Here is a 22110-nt window from a genome sequence, read left to right on the forward strand (position 1 = left end):
GAGCGCCGCCATGTCGCCTGAAGTTATCTTTCCGATCCAACTGATTCTCGGCTACGCTGCGTGGCTGCCTTGCGTGATGGCGTATGGGCTGCCGAGACTCGAATCGATGGATCGCGCCGCCGCGCAACGCGCGATCGCCACGCTGCACAGTTTCCGCTTTTTCGGGCTCGTGTTCGTGCTTCCGGGCGTGGTCGGTGCGAATCTGCCTGGCGGCTTCGCGCAGTTCGCCGCGTACGCCGATTTCGCGACCGGTTTGCTGGCGTTGCTCGCCGTGTTGACTTTCAAGGCGCGGCGTTTGTTCTGGTTTTTCGTGGTTGCCTTCAATGTCGTTGGGGCGGCGGACATTCTCATCGACTACTACCACGCGATCCGGCTCGGTCTTCCCGCGATGGCCGGGCAGTTCGGCGCCGCCTATGCGATTCCCGTCGTCTATGTGCCTCTGCTGATGATCACGCATGGCGTGGCGTTCTATCTGCTGATGCGCCCGTCGCCCAGCGCGGCGTGGTCGCTCGCCGGGAACACGACGCCCTGAATCGACTGCGTATCGCAAGATGGCGTGCGTGAGAGCGCTGCGCCGGAAAGCGAAATGCAAGCTTGGCCATTGCAATATCGTGACTCTATTTGTCAGTTCTCTAAGGTGTTAGCAGAGTCATTTTTTACCGGTAAAAACGTCGCTGAGGACATTCCCTTATTCGCTCTTTTCCCGCTTCAGGAAGGCTGCAAACGCGTCGATAACGCAAAGACATGAGAGGGCGATTTCAGCTTGAGATCGCATTGCTCATTTCAACTTTCGACGGTCGCCGGTTTGCGTTGCCGCCATGTTTAGCGAGGTGAAGCTGTGAAAATGAAATTGCTATCAGGGATTTCAATGTCCGTCGCGTTGTTGTCGGGCATGCTGCCGCCCGCTACCGCGCGTGCCGATGGTCCCGTGTCCGCATACGGCAAGGGCGCGATGGACGCTTCGCTCGATCCGGGCGAGGAGCGCATGACCGCCGACGAAGAGAACAACGCGCGTTTGAAAGATATCAGCGACGCCTATCACAACGGTTACAACGCGCGAGCGAAAGAAGATGCGGAAACCTATGCATCGTTGCGCGAGCAATTGAAGCGCCCATCGAAGGTCGCGCCGAATCAGGTGATGCCGCCGCTGCCCGAGGGTGTGCCGGGCGACGAGGAGGCGCAGGTGAATCCGGTGCAGAAGCCGCATGTGGTTCAGCGCGCGTTGCTGGCTCAACAGCCGCCGCAACCAGTGCCGCAGGTTCAGCAGCCGCAATACCGCCAGGCATATCAGCAACCGCTGCAACCGCAGCAACCGCAGTACGTGCCTCAACCGCCTCAGGCAGTGGCGTATCAGCAGGCGCCGGAATACGCGGAAGCGCCGCCCGCCTATGCGCAGGCGCAGGAGATGTACAGCCCGGCAGGCTATGCCGAGGAGGAAGCCTATGCGCCTGCGCCTGCGCCTCGTCTCGCGCAGCCGGTGCAATACATGCCCGTCTATGCACAGCCCACGTATGTGCCGCAACCGCCTCCGCAAGCACTAGCGCAACCGGTGATCATGGTGGCGCGTCCTGCCGCATACCCGGGATATCGCCGGGCTTATTGGGCGCGGCCGTATCGACGCCCCGCGCCGGTTCATTACGGTTACGCCGTGCAGGCCGGCGACTATCGCGACTGGCAGTAGACACGGCGCTTTTCTCGCACGACGTAATAACGCCTCGCCGGCTGACAAAGCTGGCGAGGCGTTTTACATGGCACCTGGCCGGGCGAATTGCATGCGCATATCACGTCGCGCGATTAACAAAGCGTTTTATCTTGCTTGGGTTCGGAGAGGTGATACGACAGAATTTTTTGGGTCCATCAATCAAAACAAGGAAAAAGAATGACCCTGCCTCTCGGACTCGCACGCTCCACACTGAACCGCTCCATTCGCATCGCAAGTATGACGGCGGTGCTCGCTACATCGGCAACACCGGCACTCGCCGTTTCGCCGCTCGTTACCGCGGATCAGATATCGCTCGACACGCTAGCCGTGCAGGTCAACCAGGACAATGGCTATCCGGTACTGAAAGCCGAGGCGAAGGCCGCTTATGCATTGGCGTACGGCGGCAATGTGAGCGCGGAAGCCGCGAGCCGGCTCGACAATGCGATCAACGAATTGGCATTCAGCTCCATTCAGAAAGCGGTGAATAGCGATCCGTTCAATCCGAAAGTGTATTGGGTCGATGCACCACCGCGTAATCTCTCGGGTGTCAATGTACCTGGTGGACGCTATTCCTACGATAACCCCGACAACATATACCGCATCGTTCCGATCGACGGCTCGTCGCGCTACGTGATCAACGGCAAGCGGACATTTCCGGGGCCAACGGACGTGACCTTCTCGTTGATCAGCAATCCGAATTCGCAGCAGACGGTAGCGATACTCGCGGGCAAGGATCTGGTGGTGAATGCGGACGGTACATTCACGATCACGGTGGACAGTTCTCCGGCCAATGGTCGAGTCAATCATATCCAGTCGACCGGGCAGGCTCAGCAGCTTTTCATTCGTAATAACCTCGGCAACTGGAATACGGAAACGCCGGACTCGTTGAGCGTGCAACGGATCGCCGACGGCAGTGTTCATCTGCCGAAAGGTCCGATTGCGATTGCAGCAACGGCGTGGCTCGATTTGCAGGAGTCGATCGTCGATTACGGGGCGGGCGCGCTTGGGTTGAAGATGCATACCAATCCGGTCAATACGGTATCGAGTCCGTCCGTTTCGTCGACGCTCGGTACGCTGACCACGCAAGCGAGTTCATTCGGTTATTTCAAGCTGGCCGACGACGAGGCATTGGTCGCGACGGTGAAAACCGGCGGCGCGGGTTACGTGGTATTCCCCGTAACCGATCCGTGGATGGTCACCGTCGATCCGATCAACCATCAATCGAGCCTGAACAACGTGCAGGCGACGCCGAATGCGGACGGTAGTTTTACGTTTGTCGTATCGGTGAAAGATCCGGGTGTGGCGAACTGGATCGACCCGGTCGGCTTGCATGAAGGGACCATCATGGTGCGCTGGCAGAACCTGCCCGCGACAACGCCGGCTAGCGGCGGTCCGGCGATCCAGACGCAGGTGGTCAAACTGGGCGATCTGGCCAGCGTGTTGCCGGCGGGGACCCGTTATGTGACGGCGGACCAGCGCGCGCAGCAGGTGGCGAAACGGGCGCAGGGGTATGCGCGAAGGGTGGCGGTGAAGTAGTCGAATCAAGCGACGTGATGCCGGGTTCCCGTTTGCATCTGTTCGGGAGCCCGCGTTCGACTCGTCGATGAAAGCTGAAGCCGCTACTCCAGCAGCGCCAAAGCCTCCCCCAGCGTCAGCACCGTCGTACGCGACTCGAAAGCGGTAGCGAACAAACGCTCATGAACGACCTGATCCGGGTCATAACAACAATCCTTGACCGTGAACAGGCGAAAGTCCGCATCGCTCGCATACGCAACGGACGAGAACATCACACCGGTCGACGCAATGCCCACCATGATCAGTGTATCGACATTGCGCTCGGCAAGTCGCGCCTGAAGATCGGTGCCGAAAAACACACTCGCCCGATGGGCAATGACAAGCGGTTCTTCCGGACGCTGCCCTAGCTCCGGCGCGGTTCGATCGTCGACGAAAAGACCGAGTTGCTTGATCCCCTGGCCGTTCTTGTTCAACGGACTGACCTCGGGATAACCCGCCTGAAACCGGAGATTGGCGAAATAGACGCCGACGCCTTTGGCCCGCGCCGCATCGCATAGCTTGCGGGTGTTATCGAGTAAACCCGGCGCGACATCGGGAAACAGTCCGAGAATATCGGTCTGGTAATGCATGACGATCAGCGCGGTTTGCGCCGCCACGATTGCATCCATTCGCACGCCTCCTTGATATCGACACGCATCTTCCGAGCGACCAAAACACTCGCATGCTCAACCGCTCATTTCCCCCAGCTTCCCCATGATCTCCTCGGCGAGCAGCATGCTCGCGAGCCCATGTCCGTGCTTTTCGCGGCGCACAAGCGCCAGCGCATTCTTGCTGAACACCCGGTCGCGGATCTGCCGGTAAACCAGCAACTCCTGACGGTGCTCCTCGGCGATATCGAACTTGCTGAGAAACGCAATGCTCTCGCTCGCGGCGGCCAGGCGTTTCATCGTTTCGATCGAGTTCGTTCGAAATGCGGGCTCCACGCTGAGTCCCGCTTCCTCGAACGTATCGGCGACGATCCCGTGCATCAGCATTGAACGGTCGGCAAAGATCAGAGGATAGGACGTGCAATACGCGAGGGGAATGGATTCCATGCGCGCCAATGCATGAGTGGGCGAAATCACGGCGCCGAGGCTCGTGTCCATTTCCCACAGCGTTTCGAGTTGCGGCGTGGGCGGCAGATTGAAGCCCAGGCCAAGATCGGCGTCGCCGCTGGATACCGCGTCGGCTATCTCGCGCGTGAACATCACGCGGATCGAGATCTGGATATGCGGGTGGCTGGCGCAGAAGCTCGCGGCGGCGGTCGAGGCAATGCCGCTCGCGAGCCCGGTCACGGTGGCGATGATCACCTCGCCCTTCTGCAGAGTCTTCAAATCCCGAATCTCCGCTTCGACCTGACGATATTCGAGAATGGTCCTGCGTACGTGGGCAAGCAGAATCTCACCGGCCGCCGTGGGCCGCAGCCCGCGCGGCAACCGCTCGAATAGCGGTTCGCCGATCTCTTCCTCGAGCAGCAGCAGATGCTTGTTGATCGCCGATGGGGCAATGTGCAGCTTTTCTCCGGCGGCGCGAATGGAGCCGGACCGTGCGACTTCGTCGATATACCGCAGCAATCGTGAATGAAGCATGTTCCCCTGCCTCCCTGGTCGGAGGCCATCGTACTCGAAAAGTGCACGCTCCGTGCAAAAAACGCTTGTTTTTAGAAACGCTCGCTTCCTTCCTAATGACGTCAGCCGCAGTCGTCGGCGGCACAAGCAGCTTCAACCATTGAGGAAGAGATCATGTATCAAGAAGTCAGCGAAAGAAGCGTCGGGGCAGCGGCACCGCAGAGCGACGTCAATGCCCACTACGAACAGGTGAAGGGGATTTTCGAAGTGCTGAACGGCCGCAAGGAGGCCGATCTGCTCCTGAAGAACCTGAATATCCTCGACGTTCATAGCGAGTCGGTTTATCAGGGCTCCATTCTCGTCTACAACAAGCGCATCGTCGCATTGAATCCCGACGAGTCGGCCATCAAGGTGCGCGAGGTATTCGACGGCGAAGGCCTGTACGCGATTCCCGGGCTGATCGACGCGCACGTTCACTTCGAGGCGCAACTCGCGCATCCGGCCGCGTTCGCCGAAGCGATCGTGCCGTGCGGCACGACCACCATCTTCTCCGAGTGCCTCGACTTCGTGAGCGCCGCGGGCGCGGAAGCGATCGAGGCGACCGAACAGCTATTCAGGAACCACGAACGCCTGCCGTACCGCGTATTCGCGTTCGCGCCCGGCAAGAAGACCTCGGTCGAAGTCACCGACGCCTTGCTGAAAATGGACCCGGTGATCGGTCTCGGCGAACTCGCGCATCTGACCTACAGCGTGGGCAACGACGACGACTTCCGCAAGTCGGCATTGGGACGCGCGAAGGGCGGCTTCATGAACACGCACTGGGGCGTGACCACGTTGTCGGACATGATGCTGAACTACATGCCCGCAATCGGTGCATTCGCCAATCACGATGTCTGGAAAGAAGACGACATCGAGAAGAGTGTGCGCTACGGCCTGCAGACGCAGATCAAGTTCGGCGTCGGTAGCCCCGAGGTGATCAAGATCATGTTGCGTTCCATCGTCAAACGCAAATGGCCGGCCGAGAACTTTCAGCTCTGCGCGGACAACATTTCGGTGGACCGGCTGTTGACCAAGGGCCACATGGACTGGATCGTGTCGCTGTGCGCCGACATGGGCATCGAGCCGATCAAGGCGATCAAGATGGCCACGCTCTACACGGCGCGCGCGTTCCGGATGGACAACAAGTTCGGTTCGCTGACGCCGGGCCGCTTCGCCGATATCGTGCTGACCGACAGCCTGTCGAAGATCAATCCGCGTTTCGTGTTCAAGGACGGCGAACTGGTCGCGAAGGATCGCAAGCTGCTCAAGCAGGCCGACATCGACTATTCGGGCATGGTCAAGAAAGCGGTGCCGGGACTCGGCGATCTGACGCCGGAACAACTGGACCTGACGCCGATGGAAATCTCGGCGGACGGCACGCAGGCCAAGGTCTACCTGTTCGACGTCTATGGCCGCGGCCACGAAAAGTTCTTCCAGGAAGTGTGGGTGCCGTTCCGCGACGGCAAGGTCGTCACCGAATACAACGGCGCGAAGCTCAACCGCATTTCGGTCGTGCAGCGCTACGCGAACGGCAAGCGGCATGTAGTCAATGGTCTGTTCAAAGGCGTCTATATCGAGCGCGGTGCGGTGGCGACGTTCTGGCCGGCGCCCAAGGCTTATTTCGTCGCGGTTGGACAGGACAGCGCGGAAATGTGTCACTGTCTCCAGCAGGTGGACGGTTACGCGGGCGGTTGCGCGGTCACCGAGAACAAACAGGTGAAAGCCCTGTTGCCGCTGGAGATCTATGGTGTCCAGGCCAACATGAACCTGACCGAGTTGCTGACGGCGACGCGCCAGATCGACGCCGCGCTGGCGGCCATGGGCAATCATAATGAAGGCGAGCCCGTGGTGAACAAGCTGCTGACCCTGTTCATCTCGCTGGACCGGTTCGGCTTCATGGTTTGACGTAGCGTGCTCCGACAGGAGGAGACCCGCCGGGACTTCGGTGCCCGGCGGCCCGAGGAGCACGGGCGGGGCCGGCGTAATGAGCCGGCCCCGCCTCGCAGTACCCCACAAGAGCGCGGCGCGACATCGTCGGAACAGACGTGCGGCACCGCACCAGTCAGGCAGACAATGAAGGGACAGTCATGGCGCACCATGCAAGGGAAACTGAAGTCATCGATACCGGCAATCTGACGCGGCGCTGGGTCACGTACGTCGTCGGCATTTACATTTTGACCATGGGGATCAGTCTGGCGGTCAGAGCCGGTATCGGCATTTCGCCGCAAAGCAGCCTTACCCGCACGATGACGCTGGTTGACCCGCGTCTGAGTCAGGGCACGTATAACTTCATGCTCGAACTGTTCATGTTGTTTCTGACGTGGCTGGTCGCACGCAAGGATTTCACGCTGAAGAACTTCGCGTCGCTGATTCCGGCCTTCGTGCTCGCGACGTGTCTCGATCTGAACCTGATGCTGACTCGCTCGATCGTGTTTCAGGACTATTTCATGAAGTTCTTTCTACTGGCCTTCGCGGATGCGCTGCTTGCGTTGGGCCTGTTCCTGATGATCCGCGCGAATCTGGTGCTCATGCCGATCGACATGTTCGTCAATACGCTGTTCAGGCGAACCGGTTTCCGCTGGGGCGACATCAAGACCAGTTTCGATTGCACGCTGTTGATCATCAGCGCGGTGATCGGCTTCACGCTTCTCGGCGGTCCGAAGTTCATTCGCGAAGGTACCTTCATGAATGCGATTCTGGTGGGCCAGTACATCAAGCTCTATTTCTATCTCTTCCGGAAGATCAAAAACGCGGTCTCGTTCTATCAGCGAAGATCGCTCGAACAGCGGACTTATTGACCTTCGGAAAAAGGGTCATTCGAGTTTGACGGGGCGCCGGTTCCGGTCCCCTCGGTCTGTTTGCCATTTCCGCTACGTGCGCAACGTTGAAACGCCTGGACGCCGAATCCGACGTCGGCATTCACTCGCCTTTTGAAAAGAGAAGAGACCACATCATGCTGATGGAACGCACCTGTCTTGTCGTGTCGAAACAAAAGAAACTCATTGCCGCGAGTGCCGCCTTGATGGCGATCGCTACGCAGGTGCACGCGCAATCGAGCGTGCAGTTATACGGGATTGTCGATACGTGGGTCGGCGCACAACGCTATCCCGGCAAATCGTTGAGCTGGCAGGAAGGGGGCGGCGGCTTGTCGACGTCGTTCTGGGGTTTTGGCGGCAAGGAGGATCTCGGCGACGGCTATAAGGCGATCTTCGCGATCGAAGGCTTCTTCCGCCCGCAGAACGGCGCATACGGTTCATTCAATGGCGACCCGATGTTCTCCCGCAATGCGTATGTGGGTCTGTCGACGCCGGCGGGAACGTTGACGCTTGGGCGTCAAAGCAGTCTGCTGTATTTGCAGGCCTGTCAGTTCAATCCGTTCTACGCGTCGTTCACGTTCTCGCCGACTATTGTCCAGATGTACGCGGGACTCGGCACCTATCCCGCGTACAAGACCGATCAGGGAATTATCGGCGGTACCGCGTGGAGCAATGCGGTGCAGTACGCCACTCCCGAACTGTACGGATTGAGCGGCCATGCAATGTACGCGTTCGGTGACAGCAGCACGGGCAACGGCAGCAAGCAGTATTCGCTTCAGGCCTCGTATCGCAATGGCGGGTTTGCGGCGGGGGGCGTTTATCAGTACGCCAATTTCAATTCGACAGCGGGCGATCTGAACGGGTTGCTGAAGGGGTTCCATGGCCAGTCGGCGGCACAGCTCGCCGCCTCGTACGAGTTCTCCGCCGCGAAGCTCTATGGCGAGTACACCTATACCAACGACAGCGTGATCAACCGCAACTTCCATGTGAACATGGTGGAGGGCGGATTGAGCATTGCGGTGGGAACAAGCCGGATACTCGCGTCGTATGCGTATTCGCGGGACTCTGGCGGGCTCGACCAGACTCGCCAGACTGCCACGCTGGCGTACGACTATCCGCTTTCCAAACGCACCGATATTTACGCCGCGTATATGTATGACCGCTTGACGGGTCTGTCGTCGGGAGAGACGGCGGGTGTCGGGATACGTTCGCGGTTTTAGGCAAGCACGAACAGGTAGCGCGGAAGGAGGTAGAGAAGGACTGACGGCGCATGCCGTGCCCGTCCTTCTCCACTAACCGCACGAAGTAGATAAACCGCGCTTACACGTACCGCTCTTCGTTCAGGTCGTCGATCAAGCTTGGGCCTGACGGACGCCATCCAAGGCTTGCCTGCGTCTTTGCACTGGACGCCGGCATATCCAGCCCGACAAACATCCCCATCCAGCCGAAGTGCGCGGCGGCCTCGTCGGGATGAATCGACACGGTGGGCAGCTTCAAACCGCGTCCCAGCGCTTCAGCGATCTCGCGACTGCTCACGCCTTCTTCGCCGACCGCGTGATAGCGCGCACCGCGTTCGCCTTTTTCCACCGCGAGCCGGTACAGCCGCGCGACATCGGAAAGATGTCCCGCCGGCCAGCGGTTGCGACCCTCACCGACATAAGCCGACACGCCTTTCGCGCGCGCGATCTCGACGAGCGGCGAAATCAGCCCTTGCTTGTACGGGTTATGAACCTGCGGCAAACGCACCACGGAGACATTGATCCCCGCATCCAGCAGCGCATTCCCCGCGATTTCCGATGCGATGCGCGGATTCGGATGACCGGTGTTCAGCACATCCTCGCGGGCCAGCTCGCCATGCTCGCCGCTGCCCATGCCGGTTCCCGACGTGATCAGCAACGGACGGCTGGAGCCGGCGAGCGCGGCGCCGAGTGCGGCGATCACGCGCTTATCCTTCTCGCAGTTCTCGACGAAGCGCGAGAAATCGTGATCGAACGCGGCGTGGATGACCGCGTCGGCATCCTCGGCGCCGCTGCGCACGCTTGCCGGATCTTCGAGGGTACCGCGATGGACTTCGGCGCCCGCGTCGAGCAGGGCCTTCGCGCCCGCATCCGAGCGCGTCAGGCCGATCACCTGATGCCCCGCGCCGATGAGCTCGGCGACGAGCGCGGAGCCAATGAAGCCGGTCGCGCCGGTCAGATAAATACGCATAGTGACTATCTCCTGGGTCATGACCCGTTCACTATCCGATTTTTCGTCGCGTCATTGAAGTGGTGAGTTCATCGTAGTAAACGAACTAACAGGCTAGTTGCTGCATGGGTCATCGCAACTGTCACGGGTCACTGCATTGACCACGAACATCGTTACCGCGACCCGTCACGCAGATGCATCACGAAAGCCGCCGCGAAGAAAATCAACGCAGCCACGCAGACGCCCGGCCAACCCCAATGCGCGAGTGCCGGTCCCGCGATCGTCGCGCCCACCGCGCTGCCGACGAAGAACAGACCGGTGAACAGTCCATTCACACGTCCACGCGATTCCGGCGCGAGCAGATTGATCGCACGGCGTCCAAGCGCCTGATCGGCGATCACGCCGCCGTCGATGAAGAACGCGGCACCTGCCAGCACGCCGATCGATGCCGCGCGCGACAGCCCCGACGTCAACGCGAACGTCGCCGCCAACGCCGCGGCCATGGCGACCAGATGCGCGACGATGGTTGCGCGCCGCGACCAGCCGCGATCGCCGGCGCGGCCCGCCAGCGGCGCGATGAACACGCTGCCGCCGCCGGCCAGCGCGAACAGCGCGACCGCGTTGCTGTCGAGGCCGAGCGGCGCATGCGTCAAGACGATCGCGACGCTGCTCCAGAACGCGTTGAAGCCCGCCATCAACAACCCTTGATACAAGGCCCGGCGACGCAGCACGGGTTCCTGCGCGATCAGCTTGCCCATCGACGCCAGCAACGCGCGATACGACGGCGCAACGGCCGGCCGCACATCCGGCAAACGCGGCACCACCGCCAGCGCGACGGCCGCGAGCAGCAGCGAATCGGCCGCATAGAACGCACGCCAGCCGGCCATGCCGCCGATCAGGCTCGCAATGGGCCGCGACAACAGGATGCCGAGCATCAGACCGCTCATCACATTGCCGACCACCTTGCCGCGCGACTCGGGCGGCGCGAGCGACGCCGCGGCCGGCACCAGCATCTGCACCACGCTCGATGTCACGCCGACCGCGAACGACGCGGCCAGAAACACCGGCGCGAACGGCGCGAAGGCGGCCAGCGCGAGACAGACAATCTGCGCCAGCAAGGTCGCGGCGATCAGCGGCCGGTTCGGCAGGCGGTCGATCAGGGGCACCAGGCCGACCAACCCGGCTGCGTAGCCGAGCAAGGTCAACGCGGTGACGAGCGTGGTCCACGCGCCGAGATGCAACGACGCGTCCAGCGGACCGATCAGCGTTTGCGATGCATAGAGCGGCAATACGGCGACCGCGACCATCGCGGCGAAGCGGGCGGTGGGGACGCTTTGTTCGGGCGGCACGGCGGTGACGGTGGAGGCGCCGGTGGCTTTGCGGGCCGGTGCTCCGCAAGCAGCCGGGCATTCGAGCGCGGATGAATCCATGTCGGGTCTCGCATCGGGTTAACGTGCAAACGGTGCTACTCTCACGTCGAACAAACACAATTCGCACAGAATCGGATACATCCTAACGATAATCGGGAGAATCGATCATGGACGCGTTACGCGACCTCGAAACGCTGGTGGCGGTCGTCGAGGAGGGCAGCCTGACGAACGCGGCGCGGCGGCTCGGCCGCTCGCTGCAGGCGGTGAGCCGTTCGCTGCAGATGCTGGAACGCGCGCACGGTTCGACGCTGATCGTGCGCACCACCCGCACCTCGCAACCGAGTGCGGCCGGCCGGCGGTTTTACGAGCGCGTCAAGGGCGCGCTGAGCGAACTCGAACTGGCGCGCACCGAACTGGCCGAGGAGGCGCATCAGCTCAGCGGTCGTCTGCATGTGAACGCCCCCACGCTGTTCGGGCCGAAGTTCGTCGCGCCGCTGGTGGCGGAGTTTTTGCAGCGGCATCGGCAATTGACGATGTCGCTGGATCTCAGCGACGACTATCGCGATCCCGCCGAAACCGGCGCGGACGTCACGATCCGGATCGGCGAGATGCCGGATTCGCGGCTCATCGCGCGGCGCATCGGCACGCTGCGGCGGGTGGTGTTCGCCGCGCCCGCGTACCTGGCGGAACACGGCAGGCCGTCGCATCCGCGTGATCTGCTCCGGCATGAATGCGTGGTGCGCACGGGTGGTCCGCATCCGGGCCGTTGGCAATTCACGGCGCCGGACGGTGAGGACGTGATCGTCACGGTAACGGGGCGGTTCGACAGCAATCAGGTGGCCGCCGTCAACGCGGGCGTGCTGGGCGGAATGGGCATCGGCGTGGCGGCGTACTGGCAGATTCAGGAGTGGGTCGAGGCGGGCAGTGTCGAAGTGCTGTTGCCGGATTTTCAGCTAACACCTCTGCCGCTGCATGCGATGTGGTTGAAGACGCGACGCCTGCCGCGCAGAACGCGCCTGCTGGTCGATTTCCTGGCGGTCAAGCTGTTGCAGTTGTAGTTGCACTGCGTGCCGCCAGCGGGACGGTCGCGTTGCCGCCCGCTCGCAGTCTGGCCGACACCCTGTGCTACGCTTGACGAACCTCAACCTTCACCGCGCGCACCCCAACGTTGCGCGCGAGCCGAATCCCATCATGCGTTCCTGGCGTCTCGCCGCACCGCACGGTAGCGGACAACTCAGCATGTCGCGCGCCACCGATCTGGTCATGTCGATCTCGCATGCCGACCCGGACGCGCTCGCCGCCAGCATGTTGAGGATCGCCGGCGAGACGTTGCCGGTTTCGCAGTGCACCGTCTTCGCCTACGAGTTCGACGCCAAACCGCGTACCGTGTCGGCCGCCGATCATCGCGGCGGCCGTTTTCTACGTGACGTCGCGGATCGCTACACCACGCATTTCTACGCACTGGATGGTAATCGCTCGATCATCGAACAGTCGTCCGGCCGCGGCGAGTCGCGTGTATCGTCCGGTTCCGGTGACCTGGCCAACGCGCTCGTGCTGCACCAGCAACACAGCGCGGAGATCGAGAACGAAGCGTATCGCGCGGCCTGCTACGCGCGGCCGAACGTGTCCGACCGTTTATCGTTGCTCGTGCAACCGGTCGACCATGTCTGGCTGTCGATCAATCTCTATCGCGACAGTGCGTATGGCGTATTTCAGCCGGATGAGCTGGCGCGCGTCGAGCGTGTCGCCGGGTTGTTCGCGCATGCCGCGAAAAGCCATTACGCGCTGAATGGTCAACATCAGCAGGGTCCGGGCGCCGCGATGCTGGCCCGCGTACGGCGTGTGTGCCCGGCGCTGACGCCGCGCGAACTGGATGTGCTGCGCGGCACGCTCGAAGGCGCTACCGCCGCGGAGATCGCGCTGCGGATGGGCATCAAGCCGGGCAGCGTGATCACGTACCAGAAGCGCGCTTACGCACGGCTCGGCATTTCGACGCAGCGGCAACTGTTCGCGCTGTGTCTGCAATCCGGGCAACGTTGAGTATCAGGCACGCGTCACACGCTTCTGCACTTGCTCCCGTTTGGCACGGCTTTCCCCGCGTGCCTGTCCCTGCGTTTCGCGATCCCAGCGCTTGAGCCACGGCACGATGAAATCGGCGAAACCGTCCGCCGGCGGCGATAGCGCGCGCTCCGTGGCACGGTACACGCACACTTCCCGAATCGTTTCAGGATCGACGATCCGTTTCATCACCAGCCCGAACGTGCGCGCGAGCGGCGCGACGTACGCGGGCGCGAGCGTGACCGCCAGACCCTGCGCGGCGAGGCCGAACGCGGTGGTCACGTTGTCCACCACGTCGACCGGCACGATGCGCGCCTCCGGCGGCAGGTTGGCGAGCATCTGCCCGACCGCGCGCTCGTGATCGCGGCCGGTGGCGACGATCGGCACGTCACGCAGATGCTGCCACTGCACGCGGCGCCGCGCGTTCAACGGATGCGCCGGCGCGCACCACATCACCCACGGGCTCGCGAACGCCGGATCGCAGCGCACCCGTGTGCCGCTTTGCCTGTCGGGTCCGATCGCGAGATCCACATCGCCGCTTTCCACACGCTCCACCAGTTGCTCGACCACCGTGTCGCAAATGCGCACGACCACCTTCGGCTTGTCGCGCGCGTAGTCGGCGATGGCCGCCGGCAGCGCGGTGGCCGCCAGCACCAGCGGCGCGCCCACGCGCACGATGCCGGCCGCGCGGTTGCGGATGTCGTCGGCGGATTGGGCGGCGGCGCGCACGTGGCGCAACACCGATTCCGCCGACGACAGAAAATCCTGCCCCGCGCTCGACAGATCGACGCGCCGCGTGGTGCGGTCGAACAGCCGGAAACCGAGTTCCGTTTCGAGTTCGCCGAGCAACTGGCTGACCGCCGACGAGGTCAGCCCGAGCCGTTCCGCCGCCGCGCCGATGCTATGCAAATCGACGATGGCGAGAAACGCTTCGAACTGGCGGATGGTGACGCGGGTGAGTGGCATAGGTCGATTCTAAAGAAAAACTTAAGAATCGTGAAAAAACGGTTGATTGTGCGCGGCCGCCCGTTGACCGAGACTTCCCCTGATCGACGCACGCCGCCGTGCCGCTTAGACTTCGCTCTCGACTGCGGGCCTGTTTGCACCGCATTCCACGACTCAATCGACTCAATCGATTCAAGGACTTTGCCATGTTCGACCACATTCCCGCCTATCCCGGCGACCCGATCCTGAGCCTGAACGAGGATTTCCAGCTCGATCCGCGCCCCAACAAGGTCAATCTGAGCATCGGCATCTATTTCGACGACGCCGGCAAGCTGCCGGTCATGGACGCGGTGCGCCACGCCGAGAGCGCCTTGCTCGACGCGATCGGCCCGCGCTCGTATCTGCCGATGGCGGGCCTGCCGCTGTATCGCGACGGCGCGCAGGCGCTGGTGTTCGGCGCCGGCAGCGCGGCGCGCGCGGCCGGGCGGATCGCAACGCTGCAGACCATCGGCGGCTCGGGTGCGCTGAAGGTTGGCGCCGATTTCCTGAAGCGCTATTTCCCGGGCTCGCAGATCTGGATCAGCGATCCGAGCTGGGAAAACCATCGCGTCGTATTCGAAAACGCAGGGCTCACCGTCAATACGTACCCGTATTACGACGCGCAAACCGGCGGCTTGCGTTTCGCCGACATGATCGACGCGATCGGCCGCGTGCCCGAAGGCAGCATCGTGCTGCTGCATGCGTGCTGCCATAACCCGACGGGCGTCGATCTGAGCCCCGCGCAATGGGCCGAACTCGTGCCGGTTCTGCAGCGCCGCAAGTTGATCGCCTTCGTCGATATGGCCTATCAAGGTTTCGGCGCCGGCCTCGACGAAGATGCCGCCTGCGTGCGGATGCTCGCCGAAACGGACGTGCCGCTGATCGTCGCCAATTCGTTCTCGAAGAATTTCTCGCTGTACGGCGAGCGCGTCGGCGCGCTGAGCGTGGTGTGCCGCAGCGCCGAGGAAGCGGGCCGCGTGCTCGGCCAATTGATGGCGACGGTTCGCTCGAACTACAGCAATCCGCCGACGCACGGCGCGCGCCTCGTGGCCAACGTGCTCGCCGACGCGTCGCTGCGCGCGTCGTGGGAGACGGAACTCGCCGCCATGCGCGAGCGGATTCTGGCGATGCGCGGCGTGATTCACAGCGGACTCGCCGGACGTGTCGACGAAGTGATGCGGGCGCGCTACGTCGCGCAGCGCGGCATGTTCACCTACACCGGTCTGAGCGAAGCGCAGGTCGAGCGTCTGCGCGGCGAATACGCGGTGTACGTGCTGCGCTCGGGACGCATGTGCGTGGCCGGATTGAATGCGCGCAACGCGGATTACGTGGCGGCGTCGATCGCGGCGGTGGTGTCGGGCGCGTGAAGGGCGCACGCCTCGCAAAAGCAAAAGCAAACGCAAACGCAAGCCGAAACCGAAAGATCACAAGGAGACCCTGATGACCACCCTCGACATGGAACCGGCCGTCGTACCGAAGCATGCGGCGATGCATCCCGACGAATGGCAGGCGCGCGTGCAGCTCGCCGCCTGCTATCGCATCTTCGACATGCTCGGCTGGACCGAGATGATCTATAACCACATCACGCTGCGCGTGCCGGCGAGCGTGAGCGGTAACGAGCGGCACTTCCTGATCAATCCGTTCGGCTTGCACTACAGCGAGGTGACCGCCAGCAACCTCGTGAAGATCGACGCGCAAGGCCGCGTGCTCGACCGTTCGCCGTATCCGGTGAATCCGGCGGGTTTCGTCGTGCATGCGGCGATTCACGAAGGTTTGCCCGACGCGCACTGCGTGATGCATACGCACACCACGGCGGGCGTCGCGGTCGCCTGTCTCGAAGGCGGTTTGCAGCAGACCAACTTCTACAGCGCGCAATTGCACGATCGCATTGCGTATCACGACTTCGAGGGCATCACCGTGCATGCGGAAGAGGGCCCGCGATTGCTCGAACATATCGGCGACCGGCAGGCGGTGATTCTGCGCAATCATGGTTTGCTTGCGTGGGGCCACACGTTGCCGCAAACTTTCGCGGTGCTGTGGACGCTCAATCGCGCGTGCGAGATCCAGATGGCGACCTTCGCGATGGGCCGCGCGCGCCCCGTGCCGGAAGCGGTCGCGATCCGCTGCTCGCGCGACTCGTTGCAGTTCGATCCGCGTCACGGCGCGGGGCAGGACGTGTTCGACGCGCTGGTGCGGAAGGTCGATCGCATCGACGCGAGCTATAAGGAATGACGCGCGGAAACGGTGCACGTCGAGGAAGGTCGCGGAGCGGCCTCGGCAAGCGTGCCCGATAAGCGCACTCAATAAGGATTCGAACGATGAAAGTAGCGATTTACGGCGCGGGCGCGATCGGCGGCTGGATGGGCGTGAAGCTCGCGCAGGCCGGTCACGGCGTCAGCGTGGTCGCGCGCGGCGCGACGCTGGCGGCGCTGCGCGAGCACGGCTTGCGTCTGATCGAAGCCGGCCGGACGCAGGCGGTGCAAGTCCACGCCAGCGACGACCCCGCCGAACTCGGCGTGCAGGATCTGGTCGTGATCGCGGTCAAGGGACCGGCAATGGCGTCGGTGGCCGCGCGGATCGCGCCGCTATTGAACGCGCAAACCATCGTGCTGACGGCCATGAACGGTGTGCCCTGGTGGTTTTGCGACGGCCTCGGCGCGGCGTTCGCGGGCAAGCGGCTGAAGTCGATCGATCCCGACGGTGCGATTGCCGCGGCGATTCCGGGCGCGCAAACGGTCGGCTGCGTGGTGCACGCCAGTTGTCTGATCGATTCGCCGGGCGTGATCCGTCATCATCAGGGCAACGGTTTGATTATCGGCGAGGCGTCGGGTCAGCCGAGCGAGCGCGTCGCGGCGCTGACCGCGACACTTGCGGCAGCGGGCTTCAACGCATCGGCATCGGAGAAGATTCAGCGCGACGTCTGGTACAAGCTGTGGGGCAACATGACGATGAATCCGATCAGCGCATTCACCGGCGCGACCACCGACCGGATTCTGCGCGACGAACTGGTGCGCAACTTCGTCACGAGCATCATGCTGGAGGCGAAGGAAATCGGTGCCCGCTTCGGCATTCCGATCGACCAGGCGCCGGCGGACCGCCACGAAGTCACGCTCAAGCTCGGCGCGATGAAAACCTCGATGCTGCAGGACGTGCAGGCCGGCAAGGCAGTCGAACTCGATGCGCTGGTGGCCGCCGTGCGTGAGTTGGGACAGATGACGGACGTGCCGACGCCTTTTACGGATGCGTTGCTGGGTCTCGCGCGTTTGCATGCGAGCACGTTGGGGTTGTACCCGCAGCAGTAAGCGATGCAGTGAAAAGAAAGGCCGCCGTATTCCGGGCGGAATTCCGGAAGGATACGGCGGCCTTTCTGTTTTTTGCTTATGGTGTTTCCGCGTTCAGGCCGTTATCGCGGCAGACGCCGGCAAGCGCGCTGCTTCGATCAGCGCCAGTCCGCGTTGCGGATCGTCGAGTTCGGTCAGGCACAGCATGACGAGCCGGGCGAGATACAGCGGCGTCTGGGTTTCGCCTTCGCGCGTGAGGGTTTTGCAGAGCGTCGTGTAGACGAGATCGAGATCGCTGTCGGTCATGAGGGTTCTCCTGTGCGGTTCCGTTCGGTCTTTAAGCCGTTCAATCGTTGAGCGCCGCGATCAGCGCGTGCATGACCTGCTGCGCGGTGCCGTCGCGCCAGCGCGCGAGCACGTGGCCGTCGGGACGAATCAGATAGACGGTGCCGGGCATGGCGTCGAGCATGTCATGCAGACGGCCCGTGCGATCGCGTACCGGTACGCCGATCTCATCGGGCGACCCGGGCGAATCGCCTTTCACCAGCGTGATCGCGTTGAACGGCATGCCGCGCGCGGCAAGCGTGCGTTGCACGTCGCGCCACGCATCGGCGCTGTCCGCGGCGGTGCCGAAACGCAATGCGGTGAAGCAGGGACCGAGCAGATCCGTGAGATGAATGTCGATGTCCACGCCGTCGCCATTGCGCTTGCCGAGCCGGCATTCGGGCAGCACGCTGCCCGGCGCGGGGCCCTGGCTGAACAGCGCTGACGCGTCCGAAGCAACCCGGTTCAGCGGCGACTGCGTGTACGCGATCGCATGCGTCTGGCGCGGATTGATCAACGGCCTCACGGCGGCATGATCGGCCGCGAGACCGAGCACCGCCTTGCGCATCAGGTCGAACGCGAACGATGGCGGCGCCATGAACTCGGTGCTCTTCATGCCGTAGCTCAGGTTCTCGCGCGCCGCGAACACACGCTCGTCGCTGTAGCTGTCGAGCAGCCCCGGCGACGCGATACCGTTGATCACGCAACCGAGTTTCCAGCCGAGGTTGTCGGCGTCGTCGATCCCCGAGTTGGCGCCGCGCACGCCGAAGATCGGCACGAGATGCGCGGCGTCGCCCGCGAACAGCACCGGGCCGTGTCGATAGCGCTCCAGCGTCAGCGCATTGGCCTTGTAGAGGGTGATCCAGATTGGCGACCACGCGCCCGTTTCGCCCATCGCGTCGAGCACGCTCTGCACGCGCGGCATCACGTTGGCGGGCTCGATCGCGGCATTGGGGTCTTCGTCGTCGCGCAACTGGTAGTCGATCCGCCAGACGTTGTCGGGCTGCTTGTGCACCAGTACGGTCGAACCGGGATTGGACGGCGGATCGAAATACGCGAGACGTTCAGTGGCGCGAGCGCTGTCCAGTTCGATATCGACGATCACGTAGCGGCCTTCGTACGTGGTGCCCGTCAGCTTCAGGCCGAGCGCTTCGCGGATCGTGCTGCGCCCGCCGTCGCAGGCGATCACCCAGTCGGCGTCCATATGCCAGGGCGTGCCGCCGGTGCGCAGCGAGAGTGTGGCGCCGCTTGTATCGGTTTCCGCGCCGCGGTCCGCTTCTTTTCCGTGCAGTTCGAGCCCGGTCACCCGCGTTTGCCAGCGGATGTCGATCAGATCCGCGTGCCGCTCGACCTCGTCGAGCAGAGTCTGTTCGATCTGGTATTGCGCGATGTTGATCATCGGCGGCAACGATTGCTCGTCGTCCTGGTGCATCGCAAAGCGGAACACCTCCATGTCGCGATAGAAGCTGCGACCGCCTGTCCACGGCAAGCCTTTTTGCAGGAAGCCGTCCAGCACGCCGAGCCGTTTGAAAATCTCCAGACTGCGCCGCGAGATGCAGATCGCGCGGCTGCCGGTGCAGACACCGTCGTCGGCTTCGATCAGCACCGAGCGTACGCCCTGACGGGCCAGCGCGAGCGCCAGCGTCAGACCGACGGGGCCGCCGCCGACGATCGCCACGGCGCGCCGCACGGGGTCGCGTCCGTCGATCAACGGCGGCGGCACGCCGTCGTAGTGACGCGGCGAAAAAGGATAGGGTTTGAAATCGCGGCTCATGCCGGTGTCTCCTGGCGCGTTCTGATGTATCAAGGCTGATGATTGCGCGGCAACGGGCAGGGCGGAAGTACCCCTCCACGGCTGCGTCAATCGATAGCCAAGTATGACGGAGGGCGCGCGCGAGGCTGTCCTCATTTTGGGTACAAGCGCGCGGCGGGAAACCGGCGAGCAGCGACCTGAAAGTAACGCGCCAACGCGCCAACGCGGCTTCAGCGCCGGACAACAAAAAACCGCGAGCCGTTCACACGACTCGCGGTTCTCTTCATGCATCCGGTACCGACGAACCGGCGCCTACGAACGGCCACGCGACACGCTCAGTCCGCGCCACCCACATGCGAAACCTGCCGCGCATGCTGCATGCTGGACGCCTGACATTCCTCGATCATCGCGCGGAACGTGGGCGCGGTATGCGTCGCGCTGGTCGAGCCCGCTTCCATGCCTCCCTCCGGCGCTCCGCCGACGCCGACCACCAGCGTCGCGCGGGGCCGCCATTCGCGCGTTCTGCGCAACATGTTGCGCAGATACGGCGGCGATTCCGGCGCATCCAGCGAGACGATGCAGATGATCGGCGTGTCCTTGAAGCTCGGTTCGTCGGCGCGTGCGCTGCGGTAGCCGGAGTGCGTGGCCATCATCGGCGCGAGGCCATGGCGGCCGAGCAGTTGCACGGCGACGGCGGTCGTGACCTCGTCGAACGCGCCGCGGCCGGGCACGCAGAGCACGGCGGTTTTCTCGCCGCCCTGGCGCAGTTGGGGATGCGCCGCGATGTGGCTGTCGTGCCGTTCCGACGGATTGCCCGAGGCCGATGCCGGTGCGCCGGGCATCGGCGGAAAATTGCCGCCGTCCGCCGCGTCCGGCCGCGACAGGCGGTCCGGCACGCCGTCGGCCACCTCCAGGTTCTCGACGATATCGACCAGCGCATCGTTGATCCGCTGCAACTGGTCGGGCATCAGCACGCCGCGCATCGCGTCGTTGCGCGCGAGCTTGAGCCCTTCGAGCGCGACCTTGTCGTAGTAGTCGAGCAGCGACATCTCGCGCAGCAGACGCTCGGCCTGCACGATCGCTTCGTGCGGATCGTCCGCGAGCAGCCGCTGATAGAAATTCTGCGCGGGCGTGAGCGCGGGCTGGTCGCCGAGCAGCACGGTCAGAAAGTTCAGACGATCGGCGTAACGGCCGAGCGTGACCACGCACAAGGTCAACGGCGTGGACAGCACGAGGCCGATCGGCCCCCACAGCCAGCTCCAGAAAATCGCCGCGACCACCACCGCGAGCGGCGACAGCCCCGAGCGATGCCCGTACAGCAGCGGCTCGGCGATCTGCCCGGCCACCACGTCGACAACGATGAACAGGATCAGCGTATAAACCGCCATGGTCCACTGCGGCTGGATCGCGGCGGCGAGAAACACCGCGAGGATCGCCGCGATCCAGATGCCGATATACGGCACGAAGCGCAGCAGCGCGGCGATCACGCCGAACAGCAACGCGCCCGGCACGCCGATGATCGCGAGTCCGATCGCGATCACGCCGCCCGCACTGAGGTTTACGCCCAGTTGCGCGACGAAATAGCGGCTCAGGCGCACGGCCGCGTCGTTGATCGCCGTGGTGGTGCGATGCAGGTCGCGTGAGCCGAACAGACTGATCAGCCGGTCGCGCAGATCCTCGCGCTGCAGCAGGATGAAGATCGTCACCACCAGCACGATGAAGGTCGTCTCGATCGGCGCGATGGCCGGCGAGAGCGCACGCTGCGCGAGTTGCATCGGGGTAGGAGAGGGTTCGTGCACTTCGACCGGCGTCGGCACGGGCGGCGCATTGCGCGCGGCGCGGCCGGTCAGACGCGGCGGCGCCGGCTTGGACGGCGCGACCCGCTGCAAGGTCGCGGCGGCCCGGCTCATCAGCGAATCGGCCCGGCCGACGGTCTTCTCCTGCACGGTCTCGATCTTCTGTTCGATCGCCACCTGGTACTGCGGCAGGTCGCCGGCCAGTTGCACGAGCTGCGCGGTGATCAGCGCGCCGACCGCAAGCAGGCTGGCGAGGGCGAACAGCACGGCGATGAAGATCGACGGCAGATGGCCCATATGCAAGCGGCGCAACATCTGCACGAGCGGCGCGAGCAGAAAGCTCAGCAGCACCGACAGCGTGATCGGAATCAGCACCGCGCGGCCGAAGTAAAGCCCGCTGACCACCACCACGCCGGTAATCACCGAGGCGAGGCCATGCAGACTCGGCGTACCCGGCGGGTAGACGCGATTCGGCCGCCCATGCGGCCCATGGGGCGGCGGCAACGATATTTTCATGAGCACACTTTCCGGTTGAGGAGCGCTATTGTTCGCTGTTGTTTTATATCCGCCGCGGGTGGATGCGACGAGGTGCGACGGGTTGCAAAGCGGGCAACACGCGACAGCAATCCGCATGCCTGGATTGTAGGCGCTTTGAGCGGCCCTTCGTTAGCCCGCGAA

General features: G+C 63.4%; 19 protein-coding genes. 11 read left to right on the plus strand and 8 right to left on the minus strand.

The genetic code is table 11. The annotated features are described in order from the left end of the window. The first annotated feature begins 10 nt into the window (after window positions 1-10). The 3 genes from LFL96_RS33555 to LFL96_RS33565 all read left to right on the plus strand — a co-directional run bounded on the left by LFL96_RS33555 (window position 11) and on the right by LFL96_RS33565 (window position 3238). The gene (locus tag LFL96_RS33555) at window positions 11-532 is read left to right on the plus strand and encodes a hypothetical protein (protein ID WP_281002194.1); all 522 of its coding nucleotides are present in this window, start codon (window positions 11-13) and stop codon (window positions 530-532) included. A gap of 336 nt (window positions 533-868) precedes the next feature. Further along, on the plus strand, window positions 869-1681 hold the full coding sequence (locus LFL96_RS33560; protein WP_281002195.1) for a hypothetical protein: 813 nt from the start codon (window positions 869-871) through the stop codon (window positions 1679-1681). A gap of 198 nt (window positions 1682-1879) precedes the next feature. Further along, complete coding sequence (locus LFL96_RS33565; RefSeq protein WP_281002196.1) at window positions 1880-3238, plus strand: hypothetical protein; 1359 nt, start codon at window positions 1880-1882, stop codon at window positions 3236-3238. Window positions 3239-3321: 83 nt separating this feature from the next. Here the strand turns inward: LFL96_RS33565 and LFL96_RS33570 are convergent, their stop codons facing one another. Both LFL96_RS33570 and LFL96_RS33575 read right to left on the minus strand, forming a co-directional pair. Next, window positions 3322-3885 (minus strand): isochorismatase family cysteine hydrolase, encoded by a 564-nt coding sequence (locus LFL96_RS33570; protein WP_281002197.1) that lies wholly within the window; start codon window positions 3883-3885, stop codon window positions 3322-3324. A 57-nt stretch (window positions 3886-3942) separates the two neighbouring features. Beyond that, window positions 3943-4845 carry a LysR family transcriptional regulator gene (locus LFL96_RS33575; RefSeq protein WP_281002198.1) on the minus strand — a complete coding sequence of 301 codons (903 nt, stop codon included), beginning with the start codon at window positions 4843-4845 and terminating at the stop codon, window positions 3943-3945. A gap of 153 nt (window positions 4846-4998) precedes the next feature. On the opposite strand from LFL96_RS33575, the gene LFL96_RS33580 reads away from it, so the two are divergent. The 3 genes from LFL96_RS33580 (at window position 4999) to LFL96_RS33590 (ending at window position 8899) form a co-directional block, all read left to right on the plus strand. Then, window positions 4999-6768 carry an adenine deaminase C-terminal domain-containing protein gene (locus tag LFL96_RS33580; protein ID WP_281002199.1) on the plus strand — a complete coding sequence of 590 codons (1770 nt, stop codon included), beginning with the start codon at window positions 4999-5001 and terminating at the stop codon, window positions 6766-6768. Window positions 6769-6950: 182 nt separating this feature from the next. Continuing rightward, a complete protein-coding gene (locus tag LFL96_RS33585; RefSeq protein ID WP_281002200.1) occupies window positions 6951-7661 on the plus strand; it encodes a DUF6198 family protein in 711 nt (236 codons plus the stop codon). A 161-nt stretch (window positions 7662-7822) separates the two neighbouring features. After that, window positions 7823-8899 carry a porin gene (locus LFL96_RS33590; protein ID WP_281003927.1) on the plus strand — a complete coding sequence of 359 codons (1077 nt, stop codon included), beginning with the start codon at window positions 7823-7825 and terminating at the stop codon, window positions 8897-8899. Between the two features lie 100 nt (window positions 8900-8999). Here LFL96_RS33590 and LFL96_RS33595 read toward each other — a convergent pair whose 3' ends face one another. Together LFL96_RS33595 and LFL96_RS33600 are read right to left on the minus strand one after the other, a co-directional pair. After that, window positions 9000-9887 (minus strand): SDR family oxidoreductase, encoded by an 888-nt coding sequence (locus LFL96_RS33595; protein ID WP_281002201.1) that lies wholly within the window; start codon window positions 9885-9887, stop codon window positions 9000-9002. A gap of 152 nt (window positions 9888-10039) precedes the next feature. Then, a complete protein-coding gene (locus tag LFL96_RS33600; RefSeq protein ID WP_281002202.1) occupies window positions 10040-11296 on the minus strand; it encodes an MFS transporter in 1257 nt (418 codons plus the stop codon). Window positions 11297-11403: 107 nt separating this feature from the next. Here LFL96_RS33600 and LFL96_RS33605 point away from each other — a divergent pair, with 107 nt between their 5' ends. Both LFL96_RS33605 and LFL96_RS33610 read left to right on the plus strand, forming a co-directional pair. Then, window positions 11404-12294 (plus strand): LysR family transcriptional regulator, encoded by an 891-nt coding sequence (locus LFL96_RS33605; protein WP_281002203.1) that lies wholly within the window; start codon window positions 11404-11406, stop codon window positions 12292-12294. A gap of 133 nt (window positions 12295-12427) precedes the next feature. Continuing rightward, complete coding sequence (locus tag LFL96_RS33610) at window positions 12428-13276, plus strand: helix-turn-helix transcriptional regulator (protein WP_281002204.1); 849 nt, start codon at window positions 12428-12430, stop codon at window positions 13274-13276. A gap of 3 nt (window positions 13277-13279) precedes the next feature. On the opposite strand, the gene LFL96_RS33615 is transcribed toward LFL96_RS33610, so the two are convergent. After that, complete coding sequence (locus tag LFL96_RS33615) at window positions 13280-14260, minus strand: LysR family transcriptional regulator (RefSeq protein ID WP_281002205.1); 981 nt, start codon at window positions 14258-14260, stop codon at window positions 13280-13282. A gap of 185 nt (window positions 14261-14445) precedes the next feature. On the opposite strand from LFL96_RS33615, the gene LFL96_RS33620 reads away from it, so the two are divergent. The 3 genes from LFL96_RS33620 (at window position 14446) to LFL96_RS33630 (ending at window position 17580) form a co-directional block, all read left to right on the plus strand. Then, the gene (locus LFL96_RS33620) at window positions 14446-15645 is read left to right on the plus strand and encodes an amino acid aminotransferase (RefSeq protein ID WP_281002206.1); all 1200 of its coding nucleotides are present in this window, start codon (window positions 14446-14448) and stop codon (window positions 15643-15645) included. Between the two features lie 73 nt (window positions 15646-15718). After that, the gene (locus LFL96_RS33625) at window positions 15719-16510 is read left to right on the plus strand and encodes a class II aldolase/adducin family protein (RefSeq protein WP_281002207.1); all 792 of its coding nucleotides are present in this window, start codon (window positions 15719-15721) and stop codon (window positions 16508-16510) included. Between the two features lie 86 nt (window positions 16511-16596). Continuing rightward, window positions 16597-17580, plus strand: a complete 984-nt coding sequence (locus LFL96_RS33630; RefSeq protein WP_281002208.1) for a 2-dehydropantoate 2-reductase — start codon at window positions 16597-16599, stop codon at window positions 17578-17580. Window positions 17581-17673: 93 nt separating this feature from the next. Here LFL96_RS33630 and LFL96_RS33635 read toward each other — a convergent pair whose 3' ends face one another. The 3 genes from LFL96_RS33635 to LFL96_RS33645 form a co-directional block, all read right to left on the minus strand. Beyond that, entirely contained in the window at window positions 17674-17865 is a 192-nt protein-coding gene (locus tag LFL96_RS33635) for a hypothetical protein (protein ID WP_281002209.1), read from the minus strand. Window positions 17866-17905: 40 nt separating this feature from the next. Then, the gene (locus LFL96_RS33640; RefSeq protein WP_281002210.1) at window positions 17906-19657 is read right to left on the minus strand and encodes an FAD-dependent oxidoreductase; all 1752 of its coding nucleotides are present in this window, start codon (window positions 19655-19657) and stop codon (window positions 17906-17908) included. 314 nt (window positions 19658-19971) lie between these two features. Next, window positions 19972-21948: an AI-2E family transporter gene (locus LFL96_RS33645; protein WP_281002211.1), complete on the minus strand. Its 1977-nt coding sequence runs from the start codon at window positions 21946-21948 to the stop codon at window positions 19972-19974. Window positions 21949-22110: the final 162 nt, after the last annotated feature.

Origin of the sequence: Paraburkholderia sp. D15, assembly GCF_029910215.1 — a bacterium.
Lineage (GTDB): Bacteria > Pseudomonadota > Gammaproteobacteria > Burkholderiales > Burkholderiaceae > Paraburkholderia.